The organism is Serratia sp. N21D137, from assembly GCF_047530005.1.
GTDB classification, from domain to species: domain Bacteria; phylum Pseudomonadota; class Gammaproteobacteria; order Enterobacterales; family Enterobacteriaceae; genus Chania; species Chania fonticola_B.
Map to the genome: position 1 here is coordinate 34716 of NZ_JBLJAJ010000011.1, position 21145 is coordinate 55860.

Below are 21145 nucleotides of genomic sequence, written 5' to 3' on the forward strand. Positions count from 1 at the left end.
TCGTCTCCGTTACACCTTTTCCACGTTAACCAGGAACGCCTTGAACTCTGGCGTTTGCGTATTGGCGTCGCCGACAAACGGCGTCAGCGTGTTGGCGATAAAGCCTTTCTTCGCTACCCCTTCGTAACCCCAGTGGATCGGGATGCCAATGGTGTCGACGTCCTGGCCATTTACCTGCAGAGTCCGAATACGTTTGGTCACCACCGCCTTGGCCTTGATATAGCCACGGTTGGAGCTGACTTTGACCGTATCGCCCTGCTTGATGCCTTTTTTCTCAGCCAGTTTTTCACCTATCTCGACAAACTGCTCCGGCTGGAGGATCGCATTGAGCAACGCATGCTTGGTCCAGTAGTGGAAATGCTCGGTCAGACGATAGGTCGTGCCGACATACGGGAACTTGTCGGATTTGCCCATCGCGGCCAGATCGTCTTTGAACACGCGCGCCGCCGGGTTGGACACCACGTTCGGGTGCAACGGGTTGGTGCCGAGCGGCGTTTCAAACGGCTCGTAGTGTTCAGGGAACGGTCCTTCCGCCATTTTGTCGATGGCAAACAGGCGGCCCATGCCTTCCGGTTGCATGATAAACGGCCCAACGTCACTGCCCGGTGCGGCGGCGCTGTAGTCCGGGATATCCACCCCGCCCCACTTGGCGCCATCCCATTCCAGCAACTGGCGTTTGGCATCCCACGGTTTACCCGCTGGATCCGCAGACGCACGGTTATACAGGATGCGGCGGTTCAACGGCCATGCCCAGGCCCAGCCCAGCGTATTGCCAAGGCCAGAAGGATCGGCGTTATCACGGCGCGCCATCTGGTTGCCCGCTGGCGTCCAACTGCCTGCGAAGATCCAACAGCCACTTGCCGTGGTGCCGTCATCACGTAGGTGCGCGAAGGTACTGAGTAGTTCGCCTTTCTTCACCAACACTTTGCCGTCTGGATCGAGAACATCCGCCAGCGCCCGGCCATTGCTCTCCATCGCCACTTCTTCTGGCTTCGGATTTTCCGGGGTCAGGTAATCCCAGGACATGTTCAGCAACGGCTCAGGGACCGCACCGCCGTCACGGGTGTACATTTCGCGCAGGCGCATCAGCAGCCCCGCCAGAATTTCACCGTCGTTCAGCGCTTCCCCTGGGGCATCGGCCCCTTTCCAGTGCCATTGCAGCCAGCGGCCAGAGTTCACGATCGAGCCGTTCTCTTCGGCAAAGCAGGTGGATGGCAGGCGGAACACTTCAGTCTGGATTTTCGATGGGTCAACGTCGTTAAACTCATCGTGGTTCTGCCAGAAGTTGGAGGTTTCGGTGTTCAGCGGATCGATGGTCACCAGGAACTTCAGCTTGGCCAGTGAGGCCACCACTTTGTTCTTGTTCGGGAACGACGCAACCGGGTTAAAGCCCTGGCAGATATAGCCATTCACTTTCCCTTGCGACATCATTTCGAAATACTGCAGCACGTCGTAGCCTTTGTCCCACTTCGGCAACCAGTCAAAGCCCCAGCTGTTATCTTTCTGCGCTTTGTCGCCGTAGAAGCTCTTCATCATGCTGACGAAGAATTTCGGGTAGTTGCTCCAGTAGTTGACCTGGCCCGGCAACAGCGCCTTCGGCGTGTTGGCTTTCAGGTAGGTTTCCAGATCGGCCTGCTTCTCGGAAGGTAGCGTCATGTAGCCCGGCAGGCTTTGTGACAGCAGACCCAAATCGGTCAGACCCTGGATATTGGAGTGACCACGCAGGGCGTTCACGCCACCACCTGCCATGCCCATATTGCCAAGCAGCAGTTGGATCATCGCCATGGTGCGGATGTTCTGCGCACCGACCGAGTGCTGTGTCCAGCCCAGGGCGTAGAGGAACGAGGCCGTCTTGTCGTTGGCGCTGGTTTCAGCGATATATTCGCACACCTTGATGAAATCTTCGGTTGGCGTGCCGCAAATGTTGGTTACCACCTCTGGCGTATAACGGCTGATGTGTTTTTTCAGCAGGTTCCACACGCAGTTCGGATCCTGCAGCGTAGTATCACGCTTGGCGAAGCCGTTCTCGTCGAGCTGGTAGTGCCAGGTGGTTTTATCGTATTTGCGATTTTCCGCGTCGTAGCCGCTGAACAGGCCGTCGTCAAAGGTGAAGTCTTCCCGCACCAGCAGGCTGGCGTTGGTGTAGGCGTCCACGTATTCGCGGTTAATCTTGTTATTGGTGATCAGGTACAGCAAGACGCCCGACAGGAAAGCAATGTCGGTACCTGAACGGATAGGCGTGTAGAAATCCGCCACGGATGCAGTACGGGTAAAGCGCGGATCGATGACGATCAGCTTGGCTTTATTATGAATTTTGGCTTCCATCGCCCAGCGGAATCCCACTGGATGCGCTTCTGCCGCATTCCCACCCATGACAATAATTAAGTCGGCGTTCTTGATATCAACCCAGTGGTTGGTCATCGCACCGCGACCAAATGTTGGAGCAAGACTTGCTACCGTTGGTCCGTGTCAGACACGCGCCTGGTTGTCTACGGCAAGCATGCCGAGAGCGCGACTAAATTTTTGGGTCAGCATACCGGTTTCGTTGCTGGAAGCCGAAGCACACAGCATCCCGGTGGAGAGCCAACGGTTTACCGTTACGCCAGCGGCGTTGGTGGCTTCGAAGTTGGCATCGCGGTCTTCTTTCATCAGTTTGGCGATGCGGGTGAAGGCGTCGTCCCAGCTGATTCGTTGCCACTTGTCTGAGCCTGGAGCGCGATATTCAGGGTATTGGAGACGGCTTTCGCTGTGGATGAAATCCACCAGACCTGCCCCTTTCGGGCACAGTGCACCACGGTTTACCGGATGGTCTGGATCCCCTTCGATATGGAAGATGCTCTCTTTGGCGTTTTTGGCGCCATCACCAAGGCTGTACATCAACAGCCCACAGCCGACGGAACAATACGTGCAGGTATTACGGGTTTCACGGGCGCGCAGCAACTTGTACTGCCGGGTTTCCGCCAACGCCACCGCCGGGCTAAAGCCCAGTGCAGCTACCGTGGTTCCTGCCATACCGCCAGCGCAGATCTTAAAGAACTGCCTTCTGCTGACCTGCATGGGGGGTCTCCTTTCTCTCTCGTGTTGTCACATTGTTTCAAATGACGCTTTCCCCCTCAAAGCGGGAAGCGCTAAAATCACTATTCTTATGTGGGTATTGGCCAAATGGGCCGCAACGGCGCCGCAATAATACCATAGCAGGCGTAGGGTTGTTACAAACAGGTGCCAAGAAAGTGAACAAAATTAACCAAGAGCAGCCCGCAAATGTGAACGCGCTCACGGGCCTGATCCAGGCTCAGGTGTACCAGCGCGGGCAACTGACCACCACAGAGCAAGATTGGCTCGCCGAAGAGGTGCCGGTCGCGCTGGTGTATAACGGTATTTCTCATGTGGTGATGATGTGTACGCCAAAGGATCTGGAGGCATTCGCCCTCGGTTTTTCCCTCTCGGAAGGGATTATCGACTCACCACGGGATATCTTCAGTATAGAGGTTAATCCCACCTGCAACGGCATGGAAGTACAAATCGAGCTTTCCAGCCGCCGCTTTGCCGTGCTGAAGGAGCGCCGCCGGGCGATGGCGGGCCGTACAGGGTGCGGCGTTTGTGGCATCGAACAACTGGCGGATATCTTCCGGCCAGTCACACCGCTGCCCTTTACCCAAACCTTCTCATTGGCCAATCTCGATCGCGCCCTTGATCAACTACGTCAGGTGCAGAACGTTGGCCAGTTGACGGGTTGTACCCACGCCGCAGGTTGGATCTCACCGCAGGGTGAACTGCTGGGCGGCTGCGAAGACGTTGGCCGCCATGTGGCGCTGGACAAAATGATCGGCATACGTGCCAAACAGGGCTGGCAGCAAGGGGCGATCCTGGTTTCTAGCCGGGCCAGCTATGAGATGGTGCAAAAATCCGCCATGTGCGGTGCCGAGATCCTGTTTGTGGTCTCTGCCGCCACCTCGCTGGCGGTGGAAATCGCCGAGCGCAGCAACCTGACATTGGTTGGCTTTAGCAAGCCAGGCCGGGCAACGGTGTTTACTCATCCGCAGCGTATAACCGATTAACCCCTAAACCACACAGTCTGTAGGGCATTGATAATCATTTTCAATATCATTTAATTAATTATAATGCATCATACTGCTTACGCGGTGCTCACATTTTGCGCCGCCCTACACTACTGGAGATGATGATCATGAGTTATTCACTACCATCCCTGCCTTATGCTTACGACGCACTAGAACCGCATTTCGACAAGCAGACGATGGAAATCCATCACACCAAACACCACCAGACCTATGTCAACAACGCTAACACCGTGCTGGAAGCTTACCCTGAGCTGGCTTCGCTGAGCGTAGAAGAGCTGATCCAGGATCTGGATAAAGTCCCTGCAGACAAGCGCACCTTTATGCGCAACAACGCAGGCGGCCACGCTAACCACAGCCTGTTCTGGAAAGGCCTGAAAACCGGCACCACGCTGGGTGGCGATCTGAAAGCCGCTATCGAGCGCGATTTCGGCAGCGTAGAGAAATTCCAGGAAGAGTTCGAGAAAGCCGCCGCCACCCGTTTCGGTTCTGGCTGGGCTTGGCTGGTGCTGAAAGGCGACAAGCTGGCCGTAGTCTCTACCGCTAACCAGGACAGCCCGCTGATGGGCGAAGCCGTCTCCGGCGCTTCAGGCTTGCCAATCGTTGGCCTGGACGTGTGGGAACACGCTTACTACCTGAAATTCCAGAACCGTCGCCCTGACTACATCAAGGCATTCTGGAACGTAGTGAACTGGGACGAAGCGGCCAAACGCTTCGCCGAAGCCAAGAAATAATTTGGCGTTCCCCTATGGATTTCAAGCTGCAGCTTGAAAGACGACGGGGATATCTCTGATGATGCCCGCTGATGCGGGTATCTTTTTGCCTATTTGCCGCTAAAGTTTAACCGCCCCTTGCCGATGCTTTGTTCAATTGACCAACGCCTAAAGAGGGATAAATCATGGCGGCATTGCAAGCTTTGGCAGGAAAAATCGTTCATCTCACCGTAGGTAAAAAGCTCGGACTCGGGTTCTCTCTGATGTTGATACTGGCGATCGTTATCGCTGGCACCGGGATAACCTACCTCAATCTTATCGAATCACGCAGCGACCGCATCGATTTCAGCTATCAGTTAACGGGCGAAATCAATCAGGCTAAATACACCCGTGCCATGTTTAGCCAAAATTACAATACCGACTACCTTGAACGTAACCGCAAACATATCGAGAACGCGTTGCAGCTGGCCAGCCACGCGCAAAACCTGAATTGGGATGCGCAAAGCCGCAAGGATCTGGAGCTTTTGGTGGTGTTGCTGGGTAACTATGAGCAACAACAGAAAATGTTTGCCAAAGCCGTGGTGGCAAAGGACGCGGTACGAGCCAGCTGGAACATGTCCGAAGTTCAGGACAGCCTGAGCCAGGTTGAACGTCAGTTGGGGGCTACCGATCTGCAACTGGCGTTTATCCAGTTGAACCAGAAACTGACCCAGATCCGCTACTATGCCCGTGGCCTGGTGCTGCAACCCAATCGCGACTCCGAAATCCCATTGCTCAGCGCCATCGACGACGCCCGCAGCGCCGCCAACACGCTCAGCCAACGCCTGAACGAGTCACAGCGCCCGTTGCTCCAACCTCTGTTGACCGTGCTTGACGAATATAAAGGCCGCATCGCGGCCTACCTGCCCGCCGTTGAGAATGAGATTAAGATCAGTAAACAGCTCGGCGGCTACGCTGACGAGATCGGTACGCTGGTTAACAATTTCATGAAGGATGAGTTGACGCAGACCCATAACAATATCAATACCGCGCAATGGCAGATGGGGATCACCACGGCGATCGCCATTCTTGCTGGCCTGCTGATATCATGGCGTATCACATTGCAGATCACTCGCCCCCTCAACAGCACCCTGGAACTGGCAGAACGCATTGCCAAGGGTGATCTACGCCAGGCACAAACCAGCACTCGCCGTGATGAACTGGGCCAGTTGCTTAACGCCGTCGCCGCCATGAGCCAGAACCTGCGCGATATGATTGAAAAAATCCAGATGGGGGTCAGCCAGGTCTCCACCGCCGCCGGGGAAATCGCTGCGGGCAATACCGATCTCTCTTCACGTACCGAACAACAGGCCGCCGCGGTGGAAGAAACCGCCGCCAGCATGGAACAGCTCACCGCCACGGTGAAGCAGAATGCCGACAACGCCCATCACGCCAACCAACTGGCGACCGATGCCTCACAAACGGCACAGCAGGGCGGCAAACTGGTTAACAACGTCGTCAGCACCATGCGGGATATTTCCAACAGTTCGCAGCGGATCGCCGAAATTACCACCCTAATCAACGGCATTGCCTTCCAGACCAACATCCTGGCCCTGAACGCCGCCGTAGAGGCCGCCCGTGCGGGTGAGCAAGGGCGCGGTTTCTCGGTTGTCGCCAGCGAAGTCCGTAATCTGGCCCAGCGCAGCGCCCAGGCGGCGAAAGAAATCGAAGGGTTGATTACCGAGTCGGTCAACCGGGTACAGAGCGGTACAGCACTGGTGGAAGACACCGGCAACACCATGGAGCAAATCGTCCGTTCGGTCACCCACGTACGCGACATCATGGCTGAAATAGCCGCCGCCTCCGATGAACAGACCAGAGGCATCGCGCAGATTGGTCAGGCCATTGTGGAAATGGATCACACCACGCAGCAAAACGCCGCGCTGGTGGAAGAGTCTGCCGCCGCCGCCGATTCGCTGGAAGAGCAGGCTGAGATGCTGCTGCAAAGCGTCTCGGTATTCCGTCTGGCGGACAAGGCTGCGTCAGTGGAAGCGAAAACCACCCAGCTCAAATCACCGTCGATGGCTAAACCGAGCGCCAGCACCGAAGACAACTGGACGACCTTCTAATCCCTCCGCCCGCCCGTTGATTTACGGGCGGGTTATTCTGTTCCTCCCCCTCGACTCAGGCTATGCTAGACGGCATTAACGAGCGTGAATGGAGGCCAGCATGCACCACCCAGACGTCTATCTCGGTTCGATCCAACCTTATGAAGGTGGTCGCCCCAGCGCTATCGCCAAACGCCTGGTGGAGGGGACGCTAAAGCTTACCCCCTTGGGTCTGGCAGGCGATGAGCAGGCAGAAAAAAGCTACCACGGCGGGCCTGATCGCGCCCTTTGCCACTACCCGCGCGAGCATTACGACCACTGGTGTGAACAGTTTCCCGCTCAGGCAGAACAGTTCTGCGCACCCGCCTTTGGTGAGAATATTTCGACCCTCGGCCTGACCGAGCATAACGTGTTTATGGGGGATATTTTCCGCTGGGGCGAAGCGCTGATCCAGGTAACCCAACCGCGTTCTCCGTGTTTCAAACTCAATTACCATTTCGCTATCGACGATATTTCGGTGCTGATGCAGCAAACCGGCCGCTGCGGCTGGCTGTACCGCGTGGTGTCGGCCGGATCGGTCAGTGGCGACCAACCGCTTGAACTGGTGACCCGTAATAGCGACGTTTCCGTCGCACAAGCGATCGGCATCGCCTGGCACATGCCGTTCGATGAAGAGCAGTACCGTCGTTTACTGTCGGTCACGGGGCTGTCGGCCAGCTGGAGCAAAACCATGCTGATGCGCATCACCAGTGGCAAAATCGAAGACCTCAACCGCCGTCTGCTTGGCCGTTAACCGGCGCCAGACAGAAGACATCCATCGAGTTGGATTAGGGAGTTGCGTTATGGCTACATCACCTCATTCCATTCATCACGCGGCTGCGGCTGGCTATCAGGCCAATGCGGATCGCTACGTTTTAGGTCGCCCGGATTATCCGGCGGAGATCGCCGATTGGCTGCGTGAGGTACTCGAGCTACAGCCCGGTAAGACCGTCATCGATCTGGGTGCAGGAACCGGCAAGTTCACTCCGCGCCTGCTGGAGGCCGGTGCCAACGTCATCGCCGTTGAACCGGTGGCGCCTATGCTGGAAAAGCTGGCGGCAGCATTCCCTCAGGTGAAAACGCTGGCAGGTACCGCCGAATCACTCCCGCTGCCGGATGAGTCGGTGGATGCCGTTTTGTGCGCGCAATCCTTTCACTGGTTTGCCACACGCCAGGCGCTGGCGGAAATTCAGCGCGTGCTGAAACCCGGCGGTAAGCTTGGCCTGGTGTGGAATATGCGCGATGCGCGGGTTGGCTGGGTACGTAAGCTCAACCAGATAGTCGATCGCCACGAAGGGGATGCGCCGCGTTTTTATACCGGTGAATGGCGCAGGCTGTTCCCTTACCCGGGTTTTGCCCAGCTACAGGAGCAAGTGTTTATGCTGGGGCATAGCGGAGCGCCGGAAGATGTGATTTATAACCGTGTGCGATCCACCAGCTTTATCGCCGCGTTGCCGCAACAGCAGCAGGAACAGGTGATCGAACAGATCCGCCAGTTGGTGGCAGAGGAAGAGGAGTTGCGGGGGAAGGATACGCTCACGGTGCCTTATCAGACCTGCGCATTCTTTACGACCAAGGCCTGAGCATGCCCCTCACCCTAACCCTCTCCCACAGGGAGAGGGGACCGATCGAGTTAGGCTGAAAGTATCGTGACTCTTCATCAGCACCGGCTGATTCACCTTGGTTGAGGGGGGCGATCGCGGTTGCTGAGATTACCACCGTTCTCTCAACAGAGCAGGGACTATCCGCTCCCAAGGAGAGGGGACCGATCTAATTCGTTAATTGCTTTGCGTAATACCTTGCCTTTCTTGTTCTGCCCCCCTACTTTCCGAAGTTACGCAGACTAACTACGCACTCGGGACAGCTCCCTCTCCCTGTGGGAGAGGGTTGGGGTGAGGGGTAATCAGAACGCTTTTTTGGCGTAGCCGGTAACCACTTTCAGGCCCATCTCACGGCCAAGTGCGGTCATTGGGTGTACCACGATCAGGCCACGAACGCTTTTCTTCAGCGTACCCATATCCGCCTGCTCTTTTTTGGTGATCTCGCGGCTGAACGGCAGCTGGCTCAACTTCTGCGCTTCCGCACTCAGTTTTTCCACGCGCACGTTTTTCAGGCGCTCAATCTCGGTCTTCAGCTTCTCTTTTTCTTTGAGATGTTGCGCAATCAGGTCGGTGTTACCCTGCTGGATCACCACGGTGTCTTTGTGGTTCAGTGCGTCCAGCAAATCACTCAGGCGCTTAATCTCGGCTTTTTCTTTCTCTTTCATCGTCTCTGGCCTGTTTTGTTCTATAGCGTAAAAAATATTTCGCTAGTGTAGCAAAATGCACGGCAGGTTACTCCTCACCTTGCGCAATTCCCGCAGGCAGGCCGCTCATCTCGCAGGCTTTTGCCCCCACCCGCGCCAGCGCCTGGGTGTAACGGGCGTTAAATGGATAGCAGCAGGAAAGCCGCAGCCCATTATGATAACGCCCACTGGGAGAATATAGCGTACCGGGCGTCAGGCAGATCTGCTCATCCAGCAACTGATGGAATAGCGCCACCGTGTCCACCCCTGCAGGGAACTCCACCCAGAACACAAACCCACCGGCAGGCTGAGTCGCTCTTGTCCCGCGCGGGAAATGGCGGGCAATCAGCGCCCTGGCCTCTTCCACCTGCGTCGCATAGCGTTTGCGCAAATTGCGCAGATGATGATCGTATCCCCCCGCCTCCAGGAACATGGCCAGCGTTTCCGACAGCAAGTGCGACTCCGACATCGAAGACACCGCCTTCAGCTTACGCAGCGCATCACTGAACCGGCCACCAACCACCCAGCCGATGCGAAAATCCGGTGCCAGCGTTTTGGTAAAGCTGGAGCAAAACAGCACCCAGCCGTCGCTATCAAACGCCTTCACCGCCGGGCTAAGCGCGCTGCCAAATTGCAGCTCGGCATACAGCCCATCTTCGATCAGTGGCACTTGATGATCGTTCATCAGGCGTGCCAGTCGTTTTTTCGACGCCAGCGGCATAGTGCAACCCAGTGGATTCTGTATCGTCGGCATGGCGATGACCGCATTCAGCCGTTTCTCCTGCAGCAACAACTCCAGCGCATCCAGCGATAGGCCATGCTGCGGGTCGGTAGGGATTTCCAACGCTTTCAGCCCCAGGCTGGCAAGCAACGGCAACAGGTAAAAATAGGTCGGCGACTCCAACCCCACGCAGTCGCCCGGCTTGGTGGTCACCCTGAGCGCCAGCTGCAAGGCTTCCATACAACCGTGCGTCAGCGTGATGTCACTCGGCTCCAGCAACATGCCCAACGTCATCGAACGCCGGGCGATCTGCTGGCGCAACCTCAGGCTGCCCGGCGGCAAAGCGTATTGGCCAATCAGATTCGGCTGGCGGCGTAACTGCGATGACAACATCCGCCCCAGCTTGCCACCGGGATAAAAATCCACGGTTTGCGGACAGGCGAGCGACAAATTGGTGAAGGCCGGGTTCTGCTGGGCGGCAAAGACCGTATCGATCAGGGCCAGCACATCGTCCGCCGGTTGCTCTACCCGGTTACTAGGTGCCGACGCCGTTTTCAACGCAGGCAAGGTCGCCCGCACGTAAAAGCCAGACTGTGGCCGCGCCTCGATCAGCCCCCGGTCTTCCAACTGGCGATAGGCTGCCACCACGGTATTGATGCTGACGCTATGGCTCTGTGCGCAGCGGCGCACCGAAGGCAGGCGGCTACCGGGCGGTAAAGTGCCACGATGGATAGCGGCCGCCAATGTCTCCGCCAGTTGCAGGTAGCGGGTTTCCGGGATTTCGTCGAGCAGGGTCACAATTTCTCTCCGGTTAATGGGTACAGTTAGAAATTATCGTAACTGTAACCATGACAATAGCTGATTTCTGGTTCTGTCACCATCACTCCACAGCCCTTATGCTGATGATCACCCCCCAATCATGTATGGAAAACCTTATGCTGGACTCTGCTTTTATCAGTTACGTGACCGTGATGTCGATTACCCCTGGCCCCAATAACCTGCTGCTGGCTTCGTCCGGCGTCAATTTCGGCCTGCGGCGTACCTTACCGATGATGTTTGGTATCAGTCTGGGCTGTGCGACACAGTTAGCCCTCACAACGCTATTGCTGGCGTTGATCCTTAACTGGGCCGATACCATCCGCTTTCCGCTGGCGGTAATGGGCTGTGCGTACCTGCTGTGGCTATCGTGGAAACTGTATAAGGCGGCTTCGCCGGATGCTAAACAGCAGGCGCAGCCAATGCGCTTTATCGGCGGAGCCTTGTTCCAGGCGGTGAACCCGAAAGCCTGGCTGATGGCCATCAACGTGGCGATCCTGTTCACTCCTCATGAGGGGGCGACGCTGCATCAGACGCTGTTAACCATCGCAGGCTTCACCGCGGTGAATGTTCCCTGCATCTTGATCTGGGCGTTGATGGGCGATCGGCTACGCCACGCTCTGCGTGTGACCTGGAAACTACGGTTATTTAACGGCGTGATGGCGGGCTTAATGGCAACAACCGCATTATGGCTGCTGTTTGACGAGTGGCAGACGCTGATGGCTTAAGGCTTTTGAGCACCGAGCGGGGAGAGCCGGGAGGGCTGCTTGGCGCCGATTTCCGCCAGCAGCTCGGTAATCGACAGCACCATGGTAGAACGCACCATCTGCTGGTAACGCTGGTGTTGCATGGCGATCAACGATTCATCCGCCTCGCCGGGCTGTAGAAACGTGGGAACCGGCGGCAAGGCGCTGACGCAGTGGAGCTCACTAAAGGGACCGAGTATCTCATCATCAATAAAGCGATATTCCGAACCGTCGTGGTTTAATTCTTCACGCATCGCCATCAGCAGTTCGGCATCTTCGTATTCGTGGCGGGAAATCACCCCCAGCCCGTACATCAGCTTCAGACGAACCGAAAGTTCACCAAGCGGCCCGGCACCTGACAACAGAGGTTCGACGGCATATTTCACCGCGTAATCATCTTTACGGAAAACCTGCACCACCAGGACGTTAAGCGCTTCTGCCAACAGCTCGACCGCTGCGATCAGAAAACTGCGCACCGTCTTGCCAGCGTTCAGCTTTTCCAGAACCTTGTTTTCGAATGCCTGTGTCTCGATCATCTTCGCTTTTCGAATCGCATGGGCGGTGTGGTCATTCGAGCGCCTCCCATTTACCACAGGAAGTGAGCCCGAATGGGGGGCAAAGACGCCTTGCCCCCTCACCCTACCCCTTATCCGTGGGGAAAGGGAATGAGTTTGCTTACACTGGTTTGATATCACAGCGTTTACTGCAAGGCGTTATACACAGCAACCGCCTCTTCCACAACCTTGCTGTCGGCCGGTAAACCGGAAATTTGCGCCAGCGCGGCTTTTGGCCCCAGTTTGCTCAGCAAGTCTACCAGTTCTTGTGCCTGTGGGTCCTGTTCGCTGCGGTAGCTCATGGCAGCGGCAATTCCCTTGATCAGGTTGGCGTGCGGCAAACCGTATTCCAACGTACCCAACAGCGGCTTGATCAGGCGATCGCCCGCGCTCAGTTTGCGCAACGGCTGACGGCCTACGCGCTCTACGTCATCGTGCAGATACGGGTTTTCGAAGCGGGACAGGATTTTGTTGATATAGGCGGCATGCTTGTCAGCGTCAAAACCGTAGCGCTTGATCAGCACCGCACCACTCTCTTCCATCGCCCCTTTGACCACCTGGCGGATGACCGGATCGAGGATTGCATCACGAATAGTCAACAGCTTGGCGCGTTGGCCCAGGTAGGCAGTGATCGCATGGCCGGTATTGAGGGTAAACAGCTTACGCTCTACAAACGCCATCAGGTTGTCAGTCAGTTCCATACCGGCGATGGCTGGCGGTTGCCCTTTGAATTGGGTCTGATCGACAATCCACTCGCTAAAGGTTTCCACCGTCACTTCCAGCGGATCGTTGCTGCCCGCCTCGGCTGGCGGCACGATACGGTCTACGGCGGAATCGACAAAGCCGATATGCTGCTCAACCCAGGCCTGTTCATCCTGCGGCAGTGCGTCGAACACGTGCTGTTTGAGCTGGCTGGTGCCGCGTACCATGTTTTCACAGGCGATGATATTCAGCGGTTGATTATTGCCTTGCTGATGGCGCAGGATCAGGCCTTTGGCGATAGTCCCGGCAATTCTGGCGAGGATCTGCGGGCCAACGGCGGTCGTGACAATATCGGCCTGGGCTATCAAGGCCACCGCCTCTTCGCTACCGCTGTTAACGGCACTGACGTTATTCACCTCTTCAACGCGCGCCTGCTCACCCACCACATGTACCTGATAGCTTTTGCGTTGGTTCAACGCGTCCAGCACCGTCTGGTTAACGTCAGCAAAAGTCAGTTCGGCGTGCGCGTCGGCAAGCAGTTTGCCAATAAAGCCACGGCCAATATTGCCGGCTCCGAAGTGTAATGCTTTCATATTCCACCCTTTCTTAATGTAGAAAGGTGCAGCAAGCTGCACCCTTTAAAATAATTCTGTTATCAGGCCTTCTTGCCGCCCAGCAAATCCAACACTTCCTGGACGCTGGTGGTATTCGCCAGCCGCTCGATGACGGTTTCATCATCCAACGCATTGGTCAGGCTGGTGATCACCTGGATATGCTCGTTGTTACGCGCCGCGATACCGATAACCAAGCGCGCCACCTCATCCTCTTCGTCACCGAAACGTACGCCCTGCGGATACTGGCAGAACACCACGCCGGTACGCAGCACGCGGTCTTTGGCTTCGATGGTGCCATGCGGCACGGCAATGGATTCGCCCAGATAGGTAGACGTCAGCTTTTCACGCTCCAACATGGCTGGAACATATTCTGGCTCGACGTAGCCGCCCTTCACCAGTTGCTCACCAGCAAAACGAATCGCCTGCTCTTTATCAATGGCCTGCAAACCGAGGAACACGTTGTTTTCACCCAGTTTGAACAGGTTCTGTTCGCTGGCTTCAAAGCTGTCATCCAGAGTAGAAATCACCTTCTGCTCGGTTTCGCTGGTCTTGTTAGCGGCCACCAGGCGAGCGGTCAAATCGCTGTACAGATGGCTGTCCAGGAAGTTGGTCAGCGAGATGTGCTGAGCCTGCGGCGCATGGCGCATCGCACGCTCGGTCAGATCGCGATGAGTGATCACCAGATCCACATCTTCCGGCAGGCTGTTGATCGCACTATTGGTTACCGAGATATTCTTCAGCCCCGCGTCCGCCACTTTCTTGCGTAGCACGCCAGCACCCATGGCGCTGGAACCCATACCCGCATCGCAAGCCACGATGATTTTACGCACGGTGCTCAGATCGCCGTCTACCGCTGCGTTTACCGCGGCACCGCCTTTAGACTGGGCTTTCATGTCCTGAATACGGCGGGTCGCCTCTTCCAGATCGTCTTCCTCTTTCACTTTTGAGGTTTTCAACAGGAAAGATGAGACCACGAAGGAGACCAGGAACGCCGCAAATACCGCTGCCAGGTTAGCGAAGTAGGCGCCTTTTGGCGTCATCGCCAACACCGCCAGGATAGAGCCTGGGGAGGCAGGAGATACCAGGCCACCATTCAGCAGGGTCAGAGTGAATACGCCGGTCATACCGCCCAGAATAACCGCCAGGATCAGGCGTGGATTCATCAGCACGTATGGGAAGTAGATTTCGTGGATACCCCCCAGGAAGTGGATGATCGCCGCACCGCCAGCAGACTGCTTGGCACTGCCACGGCCGAAGAACATGTAGGCCATCAGCACGCCCAAACCTGGGCCTGGGTTGGCTTCGATCAGGAAGAAGATCGATTTACCGGTTTCCGTCGCCTGCTGGATACCCAGCGGTGAGAAGATGCCGTGGTTGATGGCGTTGTTCAGGAACAGGATTTTCGCCGGTTCAACGAAGATCGAGGTCAATGGCAGCAGGTTGTTGACCACCATGATATGCACGCCAGCCGCCAACACTTTAGACAGCGCTTCGACCAATGGCCCGATACCCATAAAGGCCAGGATCACCAACAGCATACCAATGATGCCAGCGGAGAAGTTGTTGACCAACATCTCGAAGCCGCTCTTGATCTTGCCGTCGACCCAACGGTCAAAATGCTTGATCGCCCAGCCGCCCAGCGGCCCAACAATCATGGCGCCGAGGAACATCGGCATATCTGCACCGACGATCACACCCATGGTGGTGATGGCACCGACCACGCCGCCACGCTCGCCGCCCACCAGTTTACCGCCGGTATAACCGATCAGCAGTGGCAGCAGATAGGTGATCATTGGCCCAACCAGCTTGGCTAACGTCTCGTTTGGCAGCCAGCCGGTAGGAATGAATAGCGCAGTGATGATACCCCAGGCGATGAATGCGCCAATGTTGGGCATCACCATGTTACTCAGGAAACGGCCAAAGTTTTGCACTTTAACCTTGATGTCTGGTGAAAACATAAACACACCCCTATTGTTACGCGCTGACAATAAGAGCGCGCGATAATTGTTGTAACGTTCTAGCCCTGTTGATGCTGTTTGCAAAACGGACTCTACCACGCTCTTTTTACTACGCGAACTTCACGGAATTTTTGTGATCACAATCACTAATATTGCCCCTACACCCCAGTTAATTTAGTGATATTCATCACACTTATCAGGTGTAAAAAAAATACAAAGAGAAGATATACTGGCTAAATGCACCAAAAACGTGATACCAATCACACTTTAAGAACTGATGTTTGTTTTTAAAATGTGACAAGAATCACAATTTATTTCACATCCGACCACCGGGCCGTGGCTTGAAATGACATCTTCCCTGTAGGCTTCCACACCGTCGGGAAATAACCATGGCGTGGATGAAAGAAAACTACATTAAGAGATGTGATGAATAAGTGAAGTGTAGTACAGAAAATACGTGGGGGAGGGAGGGGTAAGGAGTTGGAAAAAAGCGGAATAATGTATGTGGTACCAAACGCTGGCCCACATACATTGTTTAAAACAAAGGTTACTGCATTACCGCCTGCACGGTTTTCTGCGCGTTCAGCAAGTCCTGCTGCTTGGCCACCAGATTGGACATCATGGTGTTGTACTGCGTTGCCTGCTGCTGAGTGCGGAACTGCACGCCGCCGTTGTTGAAGCTGACCTGATTGCCCTGGGCCTGCAGGAAATCCCCTACCTGTACCAGGTCTTGGACAAAACCGGCGGTGGTTGGGATCGCTGGCATCAGCGCATTGGCCGGTGCGGTAACAATCTTGTCATACGCCTGGTTGTACACCGCTTTCAGATCGTCCGGTTGTTTCAGCGCCGCGCGAGCGGTATCCGCCTGCGCCTTGGCAGTCTGGATCTGCTGGCCCAGCAGGTTTAACGCGCCGATCGACTGTTGCAGGCTATCGCGCTTGCTCATATAGTCCTGCGCGGTACGGATCTGATTAATCTGCTCCAGCGCCGGAGTCAGGCTGGCGTCCACCGACTTCGTCAACTGCTGGGAAAAACCCACCAGAATGGCGTAATCGCTGGTATAAGCACCGAATTTCTGTTTCTGATCTTCGCTCAACGTCGGTATATGTACGCCACTGCGCATGACCGTATTCTGTAAGTAATCAACGAATGCCTTGCGCTGCTCCGGCTCTTTATCGCCGCAGGCGGTCAGTTGCATAACCACCAGCAATGCCAACACCGGTGCCAGCCAACGCGCGAAACTTCTGCTCTGGATCCCTACAGCCATGTGACATAACTCCTGTTTTAAACGTGTCTTTTATCGGATTCCATGCCGTCTGCCGCCCTCCGTGCGTCTACAAGAATAGATCAACTGCCAGCGATACGAAATGTGATTGTGCGAGGCTCGCAGAATAACTCACCGTTGCGCGGCCGCTATCAGAGAAGAAAAAGCGCCCGCAGGCGCTTTTTCTTGGACTTTACACCATTATTGCAGTACGGAGATATCCGCGACCTGCAAGAACAGCTCACGCAGCTTGCTCAGCAGCGTCAGGCGGTTCACACGCACCGCTTCATCTTCTGCCATCACCATCACGCCGTCGAAGAACGCATCCACGGTTTCACGGAGTGCGGCCAATTCTACCAGCGCTTCCTGGTAGCGGCCTTCGGCGAAGAACGGTTGCAGCTTATCGCGCAGCACCACCAAGTGGGTTGCCAGCTTCAGTTCGGCCGGTTCTTTCAATACCGATGCGTGGACCTGGTCCAGCAGCGTATCGTTGGATTTAGCCAGGATATTGGAAACACGCTTGTTGGCAGCCGCCAATGCCGCTGCGGCTTCCAGCGTACGGAAATGCGTCACTGCTTTTACCCGCGCATCGAAGTCTGCTGGCTTGGTTGGGCGACGAGCCAACACGGCCTGGATGGTATCCACCGCATGGCCTTCTTCCTGATACCAGGCACGGAAACGGCCCAGCATAAAGTCGACAACCTCATCCACCACCTTGACGTTGGTCAGCTTGTCACCATACAGGCGGACAGCCTCTTCGGTCAGGGTTTGCAGATCCAGCGGCAGGTTTTTCTCAACGATAATACGCAGCACACCCAGCGCAGCACGGCGCAGTGCGAACGGGTCTTTATCGCCTTTTGGATGTTGCCCGATGCCGAAGATCCCGGCCAGAGTGTCCATCTTGTCGGCAATCGCCAACGAGCAGGCCACCAACGATTGCGGCAGCCCATCACCGGCAAAGCGTGGTTGGTACTGTTCGTTCAACGCTACCGCCACGTCTTCAGCTTCACCGTCGTGGCGCGCATAGTGCATGCCCATGACGCCTTGGGTGTCGGTGAATTCGAACACCATGTTGGTCATCAGATCGCACTTCGACAGCAACCCCGCACGCGTGGCGTGGTTGACGTCAGCCCCGATCTGGCCAGCGATCCAGCCCGCCATGGCCTGAATACGGTCGGTCTTGGCGCGCAGGGTGCCCAGTTGCTGTTGGAACAGCACGGTTTCCAGACGCGGCAGGTTGTCTTCCAGGCGTTGCTTGCGGTCGGTATTGAAGAAGAATTCGGCATCCGCCAGACGTGGGCGCACCACCTTCTCATTACCGGAGATGATTTGCTGCGGATCTTTCGATTCGATATTGGCGACGAAGATAAAGTTCGGCAGCAGTTTGCCCGCGGCGTCATACACCGGGAAATACTTCTGATCGCCCTTCATGGTGTACACCAACGCTTCCGCCGGCACCGCCAGGAATTTCTCTTCGAACTTGGCGGTCAGCACCACTGGCCATTCGACCAACGAGGTGACTTCTTCCAGCAGGCTCTCACTCAGATCGGCTTTACCGCCAATCTGCTGTGCAGCCAACTCGGCATCACGCTTGATCAAGGCTTTACGGGTTTGATAATCCGCCACCACTTTGCCGCGCTCCAACAAGATCTGCGGGTATTGATCGGCATTATCGATGGTGAATTCGGCTTCACCCATAAAGCGGTGGCCGCGAATAGTGCGGGCAGAGTCGATACCCAGCACGGTGCCAGGGATCAGTTCTGCACCCAGCAGCAGGGTCACGGTATGCACAGGGCGGACGAACTGGGTTTCTTTATCACCCCAGCGCATCAGTTTCGGGATTGGCAGCTTGGACAGCGCGGTGCTCACCATACCGGCCAGCAGTTGCTGGGCAGATTGGCCTGGCACATGGGCGCGATACAGCAACCATTCGCCTTTATCGGTCACCAGGCGCTCGGCCTGATCGACGGTGATACCGCAGCCACGCGCCCAACCTTCGGCCGCTTTGCTCGGGTGGCCGCTGGCATCGAATGCCTGGGCAATGGCTGGACCGCGTTTTTCAACTTCACGATCGGCCTGCGCAGCACTCAGATCCGCCACTTTCAACGCCAGGCGGCGCGGAGCGGCAAACCACTTCACTTCGCCATGTTCCAGGCCAGCATTGTCCAGTTCAGCGGTAAAGTTGGCGGCAAAGGCTTCTGCCAGTGAGCGAAGAGCCTTCGGCGGCAGCTCTTCCGTGCCGATTTCCACCAGGAAAGTCTGTTGTGTCATAGCTGCCTCTACTTCTTGTTACACATTGGGAAGCCCAGCGCTTCGCGGGAAGCGTAGTAGGCCTCGGCAACGGCTTTGGTCAGCGTGCGAATACGCAGAATATAGCGCTGACGCTCGGTAACCGAGATCGCCTTGCGTGCATCCAACAGGTTGAAGGTATGAGCAGCCTTGAGGATACGTTCATAAGCCGGCAGCGGCAGCGGTTTCTCCAATGCCAGCAGCGTTTGTGCTTCCTTCTCATACTGCTCGAAGCAGGAGAACAGGAAATCGACATCGGCGTATTCGAAATTGTAGGTAGACTGCTCCACTTCGTTCTGATGGAACACGTCGCCGTAGGTGGTAACGCCCAATGGGCCGTTGCTCCACACCAGATCGTAGACGCTGTCCACGCCCTGGATGTACATCGCCAGGCGTTCCAGACCGTAGGTGATCTCACCGGTGACCGGTTTGCACTCCAGACCGCCAACCTGCTGGAAATAGGTAAACTGCGTGACTTCCATGCCGTTTAACCATACTTCCCAACCCAGACCCCAGGCGCCGAGCGTCGGGTTTTCCCAGTTGTCTTCCACAAAGCGGATATCGTGGATGGTCGGATCCAGACCCAGTTCCTTCAAGGAACCCAGGTAGAGTTCCTGAATGTTTTCTGGCGATGGCTTAATCACCACCTGGAATTGGTAGTAATGCTGCAGGCGGTTCGGGTTTTCCCCGTAACGGCCGTCGGTTGGGCGACGTGACGGTTGCACATAGGCGGTGGCCATTGGCTCCGGGCCCAGTGCACGCAGGCAGGTCATCGGGTGGGATGTCCCCGCGCCAACTTCCATGTCCAGCGGTTGCACGATGGTGCAGCCCTGGCGCGCCCAATAGTCCTGTAGTGTCAGGATCAGACCCTGAAAGGTCTTGGTATCAAACTTTTGCATGTTGATTTCGCACGCGATACAAGTGGATTTAACAGAATGGGTCAGTATACCCGTTGACCGTAAGATATACAGCCAGAATCCCGCAGCAAGTGTCAATCTTCGTGAAAAAATCGCGCTTCGCGGCCAGTTAGGAAGGGATCGAGTCGATAGCTGTTGCCTGAACGAGATTGAACCAGGCGATAAGCCTCAATGAATAGGGGCGGCCTAAGCAACCGCTACACCATCCGACATTGATCATCGATACGTTCAAGCCGGAAGGCAACGTTGAGCGCTTGGCCACTCTCATTCCCGCTCGTAAAGCACCGGCCTGATGAGCTTCAGTTCGACGCCTAGCCTGATGGCATGTTTGGCATTGGTAACGCCTAATTTTTTGACCACGTTGCCGATATGATATTTTACGGTGGTGAGCTTGATCCCCAAAATCAGCGCGATTTCCTGATAGGACTTTCCCATGCTTGCCCAGTAAATCGCCTCATTCTCGCGCTTGGAGAACAGCTCTTTTTGGTTGATTTGGTCATCATCGCTGGTGTTATTCAGTTCGTGATAAAGTGCGGTTAATTTATCATGCACGGTGATCAACAGCATTTGCAGTTTATGTTGATTCTCTTTGATAATCTCTTCTATATTTTCGTCACAGGCGTCATCCATAAAAAGAGACAGCACCACCAGATTATTATTATGATCGTGCAACACAAACGTATAGCCATTGATGATGTTATAATTCTTGGCCATCTCAAAAATATTGGGGTATTTTAACCCAGCGCCGTTCTTAATATTTTCATCCCAGACGAAGGGAGTCACTCGCCGGGATGTCGTAATCAATACCGGATCGATAAGCTGGTAGTTATTTGCGGTGTAAAACTCAAACCATTCTGTTTTGTTAGAAATGATGGCGAAATCGGCAGGGTTTATTTTGCTCATGATCGCATAAGCGTACTTTATGCTGTTATACTCTTGTAAGTTTGCTTCCAAATAACTCTTTATGACTGAGTTAATAAATTCATTATTAAAGAATAAACTCGACACGCAAAGTCTCCTTATTGAAATTCCCGTTACAAATTTCAGAGCACAGCATAGAGGTAATATTTTATCATAAAAAAAACAGAAAACTCATAGTGAGTAAAAAAATTCCGTGATGATATTAATGCTTGATATATTTAATGAAAGAACTGTGTTTTTTAACCACGTTCACCCTAAGATATCAAAGCCTGATTTTTTCACTGCGTTAATAACGGGTTTACGACAGTCTGCGTGATAAATTTTTTAGTTGCTGAAGTGTTTTTCATTGGGTGTTTTTTTGCCAAAAATGTTAACATTCGTCAAAAAACACCACGTCATATCTGATAATAGCTCATTTTCTGATTGTTAATAACAGGTTAAAGC

The 21145-nt window shown here is 55.1% G+C and carries 16 protein-coding genes; 6 read left to right on the plus strand and 10 right to left on the minus strand.

Going from position 1 to position 21145, the window contains the following annotated elements; translation table 11 throughout:
• Positions 1-9: 9 nt before the first annotated feature.
• Entirely contained in the window at positions 10-3057 is a 3048-nt protein-coding gene (fdnG, locus tag ACMV5H_RS11010) for a formate dehydrogenase-N subunit alpha (RefSeq protein ID WP_414821835.1), read from the minus strand.
• A 173-nt stretch (positions 3058-3230) separates the two neighbouring features.
• Here fdnG and fdhD point away from each other — a divergent pair, with 173 nt between their 5' ends.
• The 5 genes from fdhD to ACMV5H_RS11035 all read left to right on the plus strand — a co-directional run bounded on the left by fdhD (position 3231) and on the right by ACMV5H_RS11035 (position 8498).
• Positions 3231-4058 carry a formate dehydrogenase accessory sulfurtransferase FdhD gene (fdhD, locus tag ACMV5H_RS11015; RefSeq protein ID WP_414821836.1) on the plus strand — a complete coding sequence of 276 codons (828 nt, stop codon included), beginning with the start codon at positions 3231-3233 and terminating at the stop codon, positions 4056-4058.
• Between the two features lie 128 nt (positions 4059-4186).
• A complete protein-coding gene (gene sodA / locus ACMV5H_RS11020; protein WP_024483271.1) occupies positions 4187-4810 on the plus strand; it encodes a superoxide dismutase [Mn] in 624 nt (207 codons plus the stop codon).
• 164 nt (positions 4811-4974) lie between these two features.
• Positions 4975-6897, plus strand: coding sequence for a methyl-accepting chemotaxis protein (locus ACMV5H_RS11025; protein WP_414821837.1), 1923 nt, complete (start codon positions 4975-4977; stop codon positions 6895-6897).
• 100 nt (positions 6898-6997) lie between these two features.
• Complete coding sequence (gene yiiM, locus ACMV5H_RS11030) at positions 6998-7669, plus strand: 6-hydroxyaminopurine reductase (protein ID WP_414821838.1); 672 nt, start codon at positions 6998-7000, stop codon at positions 7667-7669.
• Positions 7670-7718: 49 nt separating this feature from the next.
• Positions 7719-8498 (plus strand): class I SAM-dependent methyltransferase, encoded by a 780-nt coding sequence (locus tag ACMV5H_RS11035; RefSeq protein WP_414821839.1) that lies wholly within the window; start codon positions 7719-7721, stop codon positions 8496-8498.
• Positions 8499-8818: 320 nt separating this feature from the next.
• Here the strand turns inward: ACMV5H_RS11035 and ACMV5H_RS11040 are convergent, their stop codons facing one another.
• Both ACMV5H_RS11040 and ACMV5H_RS11045 read right to left on the minus strand, forming a co-directional pair.
• Positions 8819-9181, minus strand: coding sequence for a YibL family ribosome-associated protein (locus tag ACMV5H_RS11040; RefSeq protein ID WP_021181343.1), 363 nt, complete (start codon positions 9179-9181; stop codon positions 8819-8821).
• A gap of 67 nt (positions 9182-9248) precedes the next feature.
• Positions 9249-10718, minus strand: a complete 1470-nt coding sequence (locus tag ACMV5H_RS11045; protein WP_414821840.1) for a PLP-dependent aminotransferase family protein — start codon at positions 10716-10718, stop codon at positions 9249-9251.
• Positions 10719-10855: 137 nt separating this feature from the next.
• On the opposite strand from ACMV5H_RS11045, the gene ACMV5H_RS11050 reads away from it, so the two are divergent.
• Positions 10856-11464, plus strand: a complete 609-nt coding sequence (locus ACMV5H_RS11050) for a LysE family translocator (protein WP_414821841.1) — start codon at positions 10856-10858, stop codon at positions 11462-11464.
• Here ACMV5H_RS11050 and ACMV5H_RS11055 read toward each other — a convergent pair.
• The 7 genes from ACMV5H_RS11055 to ACMV5H_RS11085 all read right to left on the minus strand — a co-directional run bounded on the left by ACMV5H_RS11055 (position 11461) and on the right by ACMV5H_RS11085 (position 20788).
• Entirely contained in the window at positions 11461-12018 is a 558-nt protein-coding gene (locus tag ACMV5H_RS11055; protein ID WP_368438933.1) for an MltR family transcriptional regulator, read from the minus strand. The genes ACMV5H_RS11050 and ACMV5H_RS11055 overlap by 4 nt on opposite strands.
• 164 nt (positions 12019-12182) lie before the next feature.
• Positions 12183-13331 (minus strand): mannitol-1-phosphate 5-dehydrogenase, encoded by a 1149-nt coding sequence (locus ACMV5H_RS11060; RefSeq protein WP_115160318.1) that lies wholly within the window; start codon positions 13329-13331, stop codon positions 12183-12185.
• A 62-nt stretch (positions 13332-13393) separates the two neighbouring features.
• Entirely contained in the window at positions 13394-15310 is a 1917-nt protein-coding gene (locus tag ACMV5H_RS11065) for a PTS mannitol transporter subunit IICBA (RefSeq protein ID WP_414821842.1), read from the minus strand.
• Positions 15311-15857: 547 nt separating this feature from the next.
• Positions 15858-16577, minus strand: coding sequence for a DUF3053 domain-containing protein (locus ACMV5H_RS11070; RefSeq protein ID WP_414821843.1), 720 nt, complete (start codon positions 16575-16577; stop codon positions 15858-15860).
• A 198-nt stretch (positions 16578-16775) separates the two neighbouring features.
• Positions 16776-18845, minus strand: a complete 2070-nt coding sequence (glyS, locus tag ACMV5H_RS11075; protein WP_414821844.1) for a glycine--tRNA ligase subunit beta — start codon at positions 18843-18845, stop codon at positions 16776-16778.
• A gap of 8 nt (positions 18846-18853) precedes the next feature.
• Positions 18854-19762 carry a glycine--tRNA ligase subunit alpha gene (gene glyQ / locus ACMV5H_RS11080; RefSeq protein ID WP_021181351.1) on the minus strand — a complete coding sequence of 303 codons (909 nt, stop codon included), beginning with the start codon at positions 19760-19762 and terminating at the stop codon, positions 18854-18856.
• 282 nt (positions 19763-20044) lie between these two features.
• Positions 20045-20788 carry a helix-turn-helix transcriptional regulator gene (locus ACMV5H_RS11085; protein WP_414821845.1) on the minus strand — a complete coding sequence of 248 codons (744 nt, stop codon included), beginning with the start codon at positions 20786-20788 and terminating at the stop codon, positions 20045-20047.
• Positions 20789-21145: the final 357 nt, after the last annotated feature.

Bases quoted from the DNA above. Each gene is read 5' to 3' on its own strand.
- ACMV5H_RS11055 (WP_368438933.1), bottom strand. From the start codon at position 12,018: ATGATCGAGACACAGGCATTCGAAAACAAGGTTCTGGAAAAGCTGAAC.
- ACMV5H_RS11035 (WP_414821839.1), top strand. From the start codon at position 7,719: ATGGCTACATCACCTCATTCCATTCATCACGCGGCTGCGGCTGGCTAT.
- yiiM (WP_414821838.1), top strand. From the start codon at position 6,998: ATGCACCACCCAGACGTCTATCTCGGTTCGATCCAACCTTATGAAGGT.
- sodA (WP_024483271.1), top strand. From the start codon at position 4,187: ATGAGTTATTCACTACCATCCCTGCCTTATGCTTACGACGCACTAGAA.
- ACMV5H_RS11060 (WP_115160318.1), bottom strand. From the start codon at position 13,331: ATGAAAGCATTACACTTCGGAGCCGGCAATATTGGCCGTGGCTTTATT.
- ACMV5H_RS11070 (WP_414821843.1), bottom strand. From the start codon at position 16,577: ATGGCTGTAGGGATCCAGAGCAGAAGTTTCGCGCGTTGGCTGGCACCG.
- ACMV5H_RS11065 (WP_414821842.1), bottom strand. From the start codon at position 15,310: ATGTTTTCACCAGACATCAAGGTTAAAGTGCAAAACTTTGGCCGTTTC.
- glyS (WP_414821844.1), bottom strand. From the start codon at position 18,845: ATGACACAACAGACTTTCCTGGTGGAAATCGGCACGGAAGAGCTGCCG.
- glyQ (WP_021181351.1), bottom strand. From the start codon at position 19,762: ATGCAAAAGTTTGATACCAAGACCTTTCAGGGTCTGATCCTGACACTA.
- ACMV5H_RS11050 (WP_414821841.1), top strand. From the start codon at position 10,856: ATGCTGGACTCTGCTTTTATCAGTTACGTGACCGTGATGTCGATTACC.
- ACMV5H_RS11025 (WP_414821837.1), top strand. From the start codon at position 4,975: ATGGCGGCATTGCAAGCTTTGGCAGGAAAAATCGTTCATCTCACCGTA.
- ACMV5H_RS11040 (WP_021181343.1), bottom strand. From the start codon at position 9,181: ATGAAAGAGAAAGAAAAAGCCGAGATTAAGCGCCTGAGTGATTTGCTG.